General features: G+C 45.6%; 2 protein-coding genes. Both read left to right on the forward strand.

From position 1 onward, the window contains the following. Window positions 1–3,235: beta strand repeat-containing protein (locus JWG39_RS15160; RefSeq protein WP_205220287.1), on the forward strand; the 3,235-nt coding region annotated here is incomplete at its 5' end. 968 nt (window positions 3,236–4,203) lie between these two features. Beyond that, the coding region (locus JWG39_RS15165) for a VCBS domain-containing protein (protein ID WP_240192169.1) at window positions 4,204–13,850 on the forward strand (9,647 nt) is incomplete at its 3' end.

Below are 13,850 nucleotides of genomic sequence, written 5' to 3' on the forward strand. Positions count from 1 at the left end.
CTCAGATTATAATTTGAGTATCAATACAGTCGCTGCTGTTAATGATATAGTTAACGGTACCACTATCAGTGGTGGTGATGCGGGTAACTCTCGAACGGGAGCCACTGCGGTTTCACTAGACAGTAATGGAGATACCAGCATTACAGGTTATGCTGGGGAAAATGATTTTTATACGTTTGTCGCGCAACACCCTGGCACCGCGACCATTAATTTAACGGGATTGAGTTCAGATATTGATTTAAGGTTATTGAACAGCTCTGGATCACGGTTGGATTCCTCCTCTTCGCATTCCTCATATTCGGGTGGAAGTTCCAGTGAATCTATATCCTATAATCTCATCTCAGGAGAGACCTATTACGTCAAGGTCGATCCTTTTGGCAACAATACCTCAGATTATAATTTGAGTATCAATAGTGGCAATATTGATATAATTAACGGGACCACCGTCAATGGTGGTGATGCAGGTGACTCTCGAACGGGAGCCGCTGCGGTTTCACTGGACAGTAATGGAGATGCCAGCATTACTGGTTATGCTGGGGAAAATGATTTTTATACGTTTGTTGCGCAACACCCTGGCACAGCGACCATTGATTTAACGGGATTGAGTTCAGATATTGATTTAAGGTTATTGAGCAGCTCTGGATCACGGTTGGATTCCTCCTCTTCGCATTCCTCATATTCGGGTGGAAGTTCCAGTGAATCTATATCCTATAATCTCACCTCAGGAGAGACCTATTACGTCAAGGTCGATCCTTTTGGCAACAATAACTCAGATTATAATTTGAGTATCAATACAGTCGCTGCTGTTAATGATATAGTTAACGGTACCACTATCAGTGGTGGTGATGCGGGTAACTCTCGAACGGGAGCCACTGCGGTTTCACTAGACAGTAATGGAGATGCCAGTATTACAGGTTATGCTGGTGATAATGATTTTTATACGTTTGTCGCGCAAAACCCTGGCACCGCGACCATTAATTTAACGGGATTGAGTTCAGATATTGATTTAAGGTTATTGAACAGCTCTGGATCACGGTTGGATTCCTCCTCTTCGAGTGGAAGTTCCAATGAATCGGTATCCTATAATCTTATCTCAGGAGAGACCTATTACGTCAAGGTCGATCCTTTTGGCATCAATACCTCAGATTATAATCTGAGTATCAACAGTGGCAATATTGATATAATTAACGGGACCACCGTCAGTGGTGGTGATGCAGGTGACTCTCGAACGGGAGCCACTGCGGTTTCACTGGACAGTAATGGAGATGCCAGCATTACAGGTTATGCTGGGGAAAATGATTTTTATACGTTTGTCGCGCAACACTCTGGCACCGCGACCATTGATTTAACGGGATTGAGTTCAGATATTGATTTAAGGTTATTGAGCAGCTCTGGATCACGGTTGGATTCCTCCTCTTCGGATGGAAGTTCCAATGAATCGGTATCCTATAATCTCACCTCAGGAGAGACCTATTACGTGAAGGTCGATCCTTATGGCAACAATACCTCAGATTATAATCTGAGTATCAATACAGTCGCTGCTGTTAATGATATAGTTAACGGTACCACTATCAGTGGTGGTGATGCGGGTAACTCTCGAACGGGAGCCACTGCGGTTTCACTAGACAGTAATGGAGATACCAGCATTACAGGTTATGCTGGGGAAAATGATTTTTATACGTTTGTCGCGCAACACCCTGGCACCGCAACCATTAATTTAACGGGATTGAGTTCAGATATTGATTTAAGGTTATTGAACAGCTCTGGATCACGGTTGGATTCCTCCTCTTCGAGTGGAAGTTCCAATGAATCGGTATCCTATAATCTTATCTCAGGAGAGACCTATTACGTCAAGGTCGATCCTTTTGGCAACAATACCTCAGATTATAATCTGAGTATCAATAGTGGCAATATTGATATAATTAACGGGACCACCGTCAGTGGTGGTGATGCAGGTGACTCTCGAACGGGAGCCACTGCGGTTTCACTGGACAGTAATGGAGATGCCAGCATTACAGGTTATGCTGGGGAAAATGATTTTTATACGTTTGTCGCGCAACACCCTGGCACCGCGACCATTGATTTAACGGGATTGAGTTCAGATGTTGATTTAAGGTTATTGAGCAGCTCTGGATCACGGTTAGATTCCTCCTCTTCGCATTCCTCATATTCGGGTGGAAGTTCCAGTGAATCTATATCCTATAATCTCACCTCAGGAGAGATCTATTACGTCAAGGTCGATCCTTTTGGCAACAATACCTCAGATTATAATTTGAGTATCAATACAGTCGCTGCTGTTAATGATATAGTTAACGGTACCACCATCAGTGGTGGTGATGCGGGTAACTCTCGAACGGGAGCCACTGCGGTTTCACTGGACAGTAATGGAGATGCCAGTATTACAGGTTATGTTGGTGATAATGATTTTTATACGTTTGTCGCGCAAAACCCTGGCACCGCGACCATTGATTTAACGGGATTGAGTTCAGCTATTGATTTAAGGTTATTGAACAGCTCTGGATCACGGTTGGATTCCTCCTCTTCGAATGGAAGTTCCAGTGAATCGGTATCCTATAATCTCATCTCAGGAGAGACCTATTACGTCAAGGTCGATCCTTTTGGCAACAATACCTCAGATTATAATTTGAGTATCAATAGTGGCAATATTGATATAATTAACGGGACCACCGTCAGTGGTGGTGATGCAGGTGACTCTCGAACGGGAGCCACTGCGGTTTCACTGGACAGTAATGGAGATTCCAGCATTACTGGTTATGCTGGGGAAAATGATTTTTATACGTTTGTTGCGCAACACCCTGGCACCGCGACCATTGATTTAACGGGATTGAGTTCAGATATTGATTTAAGGTTATTGAGCAGCTCTGGATCACGGTTGGATTCCTCCTCTTCGCATTCCTCATATTCGAGTGGAAGTTCCAGTGAATCTATATCCTATAATCTCACCTCAGGAGAGATCTATTACGTCAAGGTCGATCCTTATAAAAGTAATACATCAGATTATAATTTGAGTATCAATACAGCCCCTCTCTTTGTTTTCTTAGATGCTGATATTAATAATGACGGTAATTGTGAAACGAGTGTAAACAATTTATTTACAGTCGCTGATATACCTGAAAATCAAAGAGCAGAATTGGGAGAATTCGACGACGTTGATTTGGGTGAGGAGATAGAGCTGTCTGGTGTGTCTTTTGAGGGGGTTGAAATATCTCTCTAAGAAATTGTGTAACTGCCCATTTTTCTATCCTGATGTGTCAATACTTTTCCGGACATAAGACTACGCAGCTTCCTGCATCATCTCAAAGACCAGCGGAGCCTCATACCCGTTAGAGGAATGCAGGAATCTGAGACGAACGGGAGACGAACGGGGTCGGGCCACGTTAACTCTCTGATTACTCGAAATTAACGTCCCATTCAGAGGTGTTTATTGAGGCTATATCTTCATTTCTACCATCATATTTGACATTATAGGTTCTGTGTTTTTCACGAAGTTAAAATCCGATGTCATGTTCTAAAACCTTCCGACCTTTACCACGAAATCCCAATTTCGAATGAATTGTTTCTACAAAACTTCGGCTTCCTACAGCTACACTTTCACTCCAACCCGGTTGCCTGCCGCAGGTCCTGTTGGTAACGGATTCATTTACCAATTCTCTGTGAGTATCGTTCTTCCAATAATATGCTGGAACAGTTGAATAAAGAGATCTTGTGTCGTGCAGGAGCTGCGACTCTTTCCCCAGATACAGCGTCATGTCTATGACTTCTTTCAGTTGTAATGATGGAGGTTTCAGAGGATTGGCTGACAGTAAAAAAGTATCTCTCAAAATAACGCATTCTCTATGTTGGGGCTTCGTTGGAGTCGTCTCACCGTTATCGCCATTTTTAGGCTCGAAGGGGCAACGCTATGAAATAATTTTCACCAGGTGCACAAAGTTATTTCAATTTGTTTCCTTTTTTTTGGTTGACAGTCATACTGATAAGGGTATTTTGAATAATCTTGTATTTCGTTCATATTCGAGGCACAGGAGGAAATTTACTCGCCTGTATAACTGGGATGTTGTTTTTATAACAGGGAAAGAACAACTAGGATAAGTTGTTGATATTGTTGAATAAGTATTAAAGGCTCTACTTCAAGAATGATTTATGTAATGCAACCTGTATAACAAAAATAAAGAGGCTAAGGTGATGCAAATAATAAGCAGAGAAATCGTTATCGTTGATGCCGGGGTAGATGATTATCAGCAATTGATTCCGGGACTTTCAGAAAATACAGAAGTTTTTTTCTTGGATCAAAATGCCGAGGGGGTACAGCAAATACTCGATATCCTGGATGAAAACAGCGGAGAACAAGCTTATTCAGCGCTTCACCTTATTTCCCACGGCAGGGAAGGTTTGTTGCGTCTGGGCAACGGGACACTAAGCTCTCGCAATATAGATTCTTATCAAGAAAAACTTCAACAGCTGGGGACTTACCTTGATACGGATGGAGATATTCTCCTTTATGGTTGCAATGTGGCTGCTGGCGATGAGGGCAGAGCGTTTGTTGAGGACCTTGCGGCGATAACCGGGGCTGATGTGGCGGCTTCTGATGATTTGACAGGGCCCAAAAGTTTATCTGGAGATATTGATTTAGAAATTGTTTCTGGAGAAGTCGAGAGTTTTTCTTCCAGAATTATGGAATTGATATCCAATTCAAATAGTTTGTTAGCTGATGACTATTCTTCTGATTATTACGGCACAGTAAACGGCCATTCTGTGACTTTAGTAGACGGGAATTATACATTTAGTGTTACTAGTGTTCCGTCGGGATATTCCGGGGTATTTTATACGAAAAACAATGATGGCTCTTTAGTTAAGTATGATATCGATAACATGACATGGGGGGATCACACAGCGAACTTCACAATTAATACCACTGGAAAGGATCTTGTCCAATTTGATATTTATTCAGGGGAAGATGGTGGTGGTAGTTATATAGAAACTCACTATTGGAACCTCTCAAAGGCTGTCCCTGATGTAACGCCATTGAATGTTGATCTTGATGATTACAATGTTACATCGGGTGACAGTTTGACTGTTACGTTCGATGCACGTAACGACGGTACAGCAACAAGCCTAAGCGAACGCTACGACATTTATTTGTCAACGGACACCAAATACTCAACAAATGATACGTGGATTGATAAAGAATATGGTTCATTGAACATTAGTCCAGGAGAGACCCTTAAAGATTATAGTGAGAATGTGACCATTCCGAGTAGTTTTTCAGGAACAGGCTATATTATTGTAAAGACGGAATCGACTGGCGATACGGCATATTCGCAAAGGATTAGTGTGGCAGCTTCAATTCCTGATGTAACGCCATTGAATGTTGATCTTGATGATTACAATGTTACATCGGGTGACAGTTTGACTGTTACGTTCGATGCACGTAACGACGGTACAGCAACAAGCCTAAGCGAACGCTACGACATTTATTTGTCAACGGACACCAAATACTCAACAAATGATACGTGGATTGATAAGGAATCTGGTTCATTGAACATTAGTCCAGGAGAGACCCTTAAAGATTATAGTGAGAATGTGACCATTCCGAGTAGTTTTTCAGGAACAGGCTATATTATTGTAAAGACGGAATCGACTGGCGATACGGCATATTCACAAGAAATTACTGTTAACCCTCCCCACAATGACGACTTCAGCGCTACTTCGTCCACAACTGGTATTGTTACTCCCGCTACCTTACCTTCTTGGTCTGCAGGCAATCTCGAAACACCCGGCGATGTTGATTGGTTCAAAGTCAATTTTTCATCGGGCTATCTTTACAATATTCGTGCAGAAGAAACTGATAGGATTTGGAATCTAGACCTTGGTGGTATAGACCCTCAAATAAGAATTGTCGATGCCTCAGGCAACACCGTGGACAGTTACACTGCTCAGCCAGACGGGCTGGAAACATCTTTGGGAAATGCAGACTTGTATGGCGTTTCGCTCTCCGGAACCTATTATATTGAAGTACGGGATATTGATATGGGTATCTGGGATAATGCAGACGATACGGGTGCTTACCAAATTCAGGCGGAAATGATTGGTGATGATGTTCCCGGAAATTCAACAACCACAATCCCGGTTCTTCTGGATGGATCACCTGTCGCAAAAGAAATCGAAACTATTGGTGATAGCGATTGGTTCCAGCTTTCACTGGATGAAGGAAACATCTATACCATCCGTGTAGAAGAAACAACTTTTGGAACGGGAGGAATTGATCCTGCCATCCGCATCGTGAATGCGGCGGGTGATACCATTCAAGATCTGCAAGTTTCACCCTCGGGTCTGACTGAATTTTTTGGTGAAGTCGAACTGAGCTTTAAGTCAACTGTGTCCGGCTCTTATTTTCTTGAAGTTTGCGATGCCGATTATGGTCTTTCCGATGACGCCGAAGATATCGGAACTTACCAGATTACTGTTAACCCTCCCTACAATGACGATTTCAGCGCTACTTCGTCCACAACTGGTATTGTTACTCCCGCTACCTCACCTTCTTGGTCTGCAGGCAATCTCGAAACACCCGGCGATGTTGATTGGTTTAAAGTCAATTTTTCATCGGGCTATCTTTACAATATTCGTGCAGAAGAAACTGATAGGATTTGGAATCTAGACTTTGGTGGTATAGACCCTCAAATAAGAATTGTCGATGCCTCAGGCAACACCGTGGACGGTTACACTGCTCAGCCAGACGGGCTGGAAACATCTTTGGGAAATGCAGACTTGTATGGTGTTTCGCTCTCCGGAACCTATTATATTGAAGTACGGGATATTGCAGACGAAACGGGTTCTTACCAAATTCAGGCGGAAATGATAGTTGACGATGTGGGGGCGACTGCAGAGACAGCAGCCGACTTAAATATTGATGCCATTTACCAGACGGATTATTCAATCAATGGAATAAACGATGTTGACTGGTTCAAGGTAATGCTTCTTTCCGATGACCATTACACATTCAGAGTGGAGGAAACAGATGGCCCCGGAGTAGGTATTGCTCCACAAATTCGTATAGTCGATGCAGATGGATACGAGGTTGAAGGTTGGGTTGGCGGTGCCCCGTCTATTTTTGGTAATGCAGAGTTGTCGGGCACTGTTGCCCAATCCGGCGCTTATTACCTTGAAGTTAAAGACATAGATACTGGGCTCCTGGATATTTTTGATACAGGAGATTACCAGATAGTTGGTTCTGGATTCAAGGAGGTAACTACTGCACTCAATAGTTCAAAAAGTATATTAAATTTGGGTAGTTCGTCTCATTATTATGAAACCTTTGCTAACTTCGCCAAGGCTAGCTATTTTTTAGATTCGTACGAAGATTTACATTCTGGGCAAACGATATCCCAACCCATTGACGTACATGGGGATGGCGATAATTTTGTAAAGCCTTATGCAGCAGACGCTTACTCTGTTATCAACAACGCCGATACGAATGATTGGCAAATATTGCAAGCCGAGAACCTTGGCGGTTTTAACCAGGGCCTTAGTTGGTCAATGGACTCCAGTTTGGATGCATTGAACAACTTCTCTAATCCAATTGATCCTATTGATTATCTCTGGTACATAGAGGAGACAGGAATCTATCACGCACAAAATGCTTCGGCGTTTGCTGCTGTTTGCGGTGACGCACTCATGCTCTCATTTCGAGGCACGAACGATAACGATAATGGGTTTTGGGAAACCTTTCTTTTGGGTGAAGACTCTTTTTTGGGTGATGAAGCCGATTGGGTGGCCATGGAGGATCACTATTTGGAGCTTCTTCCATTTCTTGGTCGAGTCGACAATTATGTAGCGCAATTCGATATTTCTCAGGTATATGTGACAGGCCACAGTCTGGGTGGTGCAATGGCTCTGGGATATATGGAGACGCACCCAGATACTGCTTATACCGACTACGATGCAGTGACATTTGCAGCCCCAGGATTCGAGTGGCCAGTTGAGCTTTTTTCGACTGCTGCAGGGATTGCTGGTTCCCCGTTGAGCGCGGCTGCGATTTCCTATTTGTCGACTATGATTCCCAATGTTGGCAGTTACGAACTCGATCCCCGCACGGTTTGTGTCGAAGTCGATGGCGACCCTGTTCCAGATCTCAAGGTTAAGGATGGCTACATCGTCAGCGTCGATGTCACAGGCTTGGAGAATGTGCAGAAGGAAAAGGCATATTCGGGAACCGACTTTCATTCGGCAGATCTCTACCTTGCAGTGGCCGGTGCGTTGGACAGCGAACTCCCGGATACAAGTAGTGTTCAAACCATTGGCATGGTTCATGGTCTGTTGGAAGACCTATTTACACAGGAATTTTTTGACGGCAACATGGGCCGTACAGTTCAAGTTGCGCTCGACGGCTCTGAATACAAGCCGTCTGATTTCGAGCAGTACACATGGGTCAACAGTAATTTCCCTGACTATGCTCCAAAGTACGATGTCCTTTCCAATGCCGGTCTATTGGAAGATCAAGGTAACGATGGTTTCTTTTCCCTCTTAGATGGCGCTATTGACTACTACCTGGGCGGAGGCGGTGATGATGTAATTGTCTCTCTGGCGACAGGGGATGGCGCTATTCTCATCGGCGGTGCTGATAATGATTTATATCTTGTAAATAACAGTGGTGACTGGGTAATTGAGGATGCTAACGAGGGTCTCGACACTGTTCAGTCCTCGGTACCTTATGTGTTGACCGACAACGTAGAGGAACTTCAACTGGCTGCCGGATGGACGATTGATGGTTGGGGTAACGATCTGGATAATGTTATTGAGGGTAATGATAAACAGAATCGGCTATTTGGGGAGGGCGGCAATGACACCATTGAAGGAAATGGTGGCAATGATACCCTTGTCGGTGATACCGGAGCCAATATACTTGACGGTGGGGCGGGCATAGATACCGCCGTGTATTCTGGCAATAAAGCCAATTACGTTATCACACACTCTGTCGATGGCTTCCGTATCACCGGTTCCAATATCGATGATACTCTGACGGGTATTGAATATCTGCAATTTGCAGATCAGACGATAGATCCAGAAACAGGCCTTGCTAATGCGGCCCCAACCGGCAGTTTGACTATCAGCGATACCACCCCGACAGAAGATCAGCTCCTGACAATTACGGATTCACTCTCGGACACGGATGGCCTGGGTACACGCACTTACCAGTGGCAGAGCAGTACCAGCAGTGACGCTTTGTGGCAGAATATCAGCGGTGCCAACGGCAGCAGTTTTACCCCTGATGACACTCAGGTGAAAACCCTGTTAAGGGTTGTTGCGAATTATACTGATGGAGAAGGTCGGGGAGAAACTGTTGAATCTGCCGCAACCGCACGTGTGGTGAACATTAATGATCTTCCAGTGGGCTCAGTATCTATATCAGGGGCGCCATTTTCAGGACAAATTCTTACGGCAAGCAATAATCTCAGTGATGCTGACGGTCTGGGGCTTATCCAGTATCAGTGGAAAGCCAATGGAACCGCGATTAGTGGTGCGACAGGATCCTCATTTACCCTGATTGAAGCACAGATTGGCAAAGCTATTACGGTAACGGCAAGCTACACCGATGGGCACAACACGATAGAGAGCTGGTCCAGCGACGCGACGGCTCTTGTAAGCGCATCAAGCATGAACACCTCTCCCACCCTTGCACCCCCGTCAGCGCCGACTTTTACCGATACCAGTGGTGATGATACGTTCGATGCAGCGCAGGGCACGTTTATCGGAAGTGATGCCGACACCGGCACGTCTCTGACCTACGGCATCAGCGACGGCATTGTTGCCAGCGGTACAACAACCAGGGTTGGCACCTACGGTACACTCAGTGTCAACACCAGTACTGGTGACTGGCAATATTCCCCCGTCGATGCCGCCATCGAAGCGCTCAAAGCAGATGCCAGCGATTCCTTCATGATCACTGTGAGTGACGGTAGTGCCAGTGACAGCAAGGCCTTCAATGTCAGTCTGGTGGGTGCCAACGACACCACGGCGTTTGGTGGGACTGCGTCGGGTATCGTCAGCGAAGATGGTACGCTCACCACTTCAGGCACATTGACAACCAGCGACCGTGATACAGGCAATTCCTCCATTGTTGCCCAATCAAACGCAGATGGAATTTATGGCACTTTCAACATCGGCAGCAATGGCGCCTGGACATACACTTTAACCAACGACGCGGCGAATGTGCAGGCGCTCAACGCTGGACAAACGGTGAGCGATACTTTCTCTGTTGCTACGGTGGAGGGTGCCGCGCATGATGTGGGGATTAATATCGTCGGGGCGAATGAGGATACCCCACCTACAGACGAACACTTCAACGTATCTGGCTGGCGCTACAGCCGCAGCGACTTAGCCTCAAGTGCCAGCGACGATACCGTTTACAGCGTCACCAGTTTACCTTTCAGCAAAGACTGGTTAGTCACCCTTGCAGCAACCAAAGTGTACAGCGTCACCGGGGATGTCAATGGTGACAGCGACTTGGAGCTGGTGACCTTGAGTGGTAATCAGATCAGCATTTACAACGGTGGCGGCAGTCTTCAAAACAGTTTCTCGACCACCAGCGACAGCGGCTATCTGATACTTGAAGATATCAATGGGGACGGCGATGTCGAAATTATCACAGGGAGCAGCAGGACATCCAGCCTGCAGGTGAACATTTACGAGGATGATGGCACACAGCTGGCCACCTTATCTCGTAGCGGTGGCTACGATTCCAGTGTGAAACCTGCAGCGTACCTTGGCGACGATAAACTCCTGGTCAGCTACACCAGCGGTTTCTCTCTTGACCCTCGGGGCTACAGCGTCTGGGACCTCAGCACCGAAACAGAGCAGTGGTTGTACGATATTGGCCCTGTTGTCATCGACTTGTCAATTGCCGATGTTGATGCAGACGGGGACATGGACATGGTTGGAAAAACATTTACTCCCCATAATGGCGCAACAGGTACTGGAATTGATGGCACTGGCACCACGACCAACGATGGCAATATGTACACCATTCTGGTTGATGAGAACGGCAACGAGCAAACCGTTGCCCTGGTCGGTGATGCCACCAGCGGAGGGGCTAACGGCTCCAGTACCCAGGTTTTAGCCGACCTTGAAGGCGATGGTAACTATGAGATTGTAGCCACGGCAGGCCATAGCAATTCCTACGCTGGCGATGCCCAGATACAAATACTGAATCTCGACGGCTCAGTACGCTATAATATCTCCATTGGCGACAACGCCAACCCAAACTTTCTCGTCTCTGATCTGGACAATAACGGTAGCCAGGAGATCGTTGTCTGGAGCTCAGTGAACAGTAGTGTTCAAATATTCGACAGCAGCCTCAATGAACTGCAAAGCTATGCAGACAGCAGTGCTACAGCTCTCTATGGCTTTGCTGCTGCCGATATCGACGGCGATGGCATTAAGGAAATTCTGATTTGTGATGATAATCAACTGCTCTCACTCAGTGGTAATGATTTGTCTGTAGAATGGACATCTGACTTTGACAGCACTATTCGAAACATTATCACCTCAGATTTAACCGATGACGGTTATGCCAATATTGTTGTAACCACCGATGATGGTGATATTAGTGTGTTGAGTTCAGGGAATGTAATGGGTAACAATAATACCTCTCCTACCCTCGCACCCCCGTCAGCGCCGACTTTTACCGATACCAGCGGTGATGATACGTTCGACGCAGTGCAGGGCACGTTTATCGGAAGTGATGCCGACACCGGCACGTCTCTGACCTACGGCATCAGCGACGGCATTGTCGCCAGCGGCATGACAACCAGGGTTGGCACCTACGGTACACTCAGTGTCAACACCAGTACTGGTGACTGGCAATATTCCCCCGTCGATGCCGCCATCGAAGCGCTCAAAGCAGATGCCAGCGATTCCTTCATGATCACTGTGAGTGACGGTAGTGCCAGTGACAGCAAGGCCTTCAATGTCAGTCTGGTGGGTGCCAACGACACCACGGCGTTTGGTGGGACTGCGTCGGGTATCGTCAGCGAAGATGGTACGCTCACCACTTCAGGCACATTGACAACCAGCGACCGTGATACAGGCGATTCCTCTATTATTGCTCAATCAAACGCAGATGGAATTTATGGCAAATTTAACATCGTCAGCAATGGCGCCTGGACATATACTTTAACCAACGACGCGGCGAATGTGCAGGCGCTCAACGGTGGACAAACGGTGAGCGATACTTTTTCTGTTGCTACGGTGGAGGGTGCAATACATGATGTGGCAATCAATATCGCTGGGGCGAATGAGGATACCCCACCTACTAATGATATAATTAACGGGACCACCGTCAATGGTGGTGATGCAGGTGACTCTCGAACGGGAGCCACTGCGGTTTCACTGGACAGTAATGGAGATGCCAGCATTACAGGTTATGCTGGGGAAAATGATTTTTATACGTTTGTCGCGCAACACCCTGGCACCGCGACTATTAATTTAACGGGATTGAGTTCAGATGTTGATTTAAGGTTATTGAGCAGCTCTGGATCACGGTTAGATTCCTCCTCTTCGAGTGGAAGTTCCAATGAATCGGTATCCTATAATCTCACCTCAGGAGAGACCTATTACGTCAAGGTCGATCCTTTTGGCAACAATACCTCAGATTATAATTTGAGTATCAATACAGTCGCTGCTGTTAATGATATAGTTAACGGTACCACTATCAGTGGTGGTGATGCGGGTAACTCTCGAACGGGAGCCACTGCGGTTTCACTGGACAGTAATGGAGATACCAGCATTACAGGTTATGCTGGGGAAAATGATTTTTATACGTTTGTTGCGCAACACCCTGGCACCGCGACCATTAATTTAACGGGATTGAGTTCAGATATTGATTTAAGGTTATTGAACAGCTCTGGATCACGGTTGGATTCCTCCTCTTCGAGTGGAAGTTCCAATGAATCGGTATCCTATAATCTCATCTCAGGAGAGACCTATTACGTCAAGGTCGATCCTTTTGGCAACAATACCTCAGATTATAATTTGAGTATCAATAGTGGCAATATTGATATAATTAACGGGACCACCGTCAATGGTGGTGATGCAGGTGACTCTCGAACGGGAGCCACTGCGGTTTCACTGGACAGTAATGGAGATGTCAGCATTACAGGTTATGCTGGGGAAAATGATTTTTATACGTTTGTTGCGCAACACCCTGGCACCGCGACCATTAATTTAACGGGATTGAGTTCAGATGTTGATTTAAGGTTATTGAGCAGCTCTGGATCACGGTTAGATTCCTCCTCTTCGAGTGGAAGTTCCAATGAATCGGTATCCTATAATCTCACCTCAGGAGAGACCTATTACGTCAAGGTCGATCCTTTTGGCAACAATACCTCAGATTATAATTTGAGTATCAATACAGTCGCTGCTGTTAATGATATAGTTAACGGTACCACTATCAGTGGTGGTGATGCGGGTAACTCTCGAACGGGAGCCACTGCGGTTTCACTAGACAGTAATGGAGATACCAGCATTACAGGTTATGCTGGGGAAAATGATTTTTATACGTTTGTCGCGCAACACCCTGGCACCGCGACCATTAATTTAACGGGATTGAGTTCAGATATTGATTTAAGGTTATTGAACAGCTCTGGATCACGGTTGGATTCCTCCTCTTCGCATTCCTCATATTCGAGTGGAAGTTCCAGTGAATCTATATCCTATAATCTCATCTCAGGAGAGACCTATTACGTCAAGGTCGATCCTTTTGGCAACAATACCTCAGATTATAATTTGAGTATCAATAGTGGCAATATTGATATAATTAACGGGACCACCGTCAA

The sequence above is a fragment of the Desulforhopalus vacuolatus genome (assembly GCF_016918505.1).
GTDB lineage: Bacteria > Desulfobacterota > Desulfobulbia > Desulfobulbales > Desulfocapsaceae > Desulforhopalus > Desulforhopalus vacuolatus.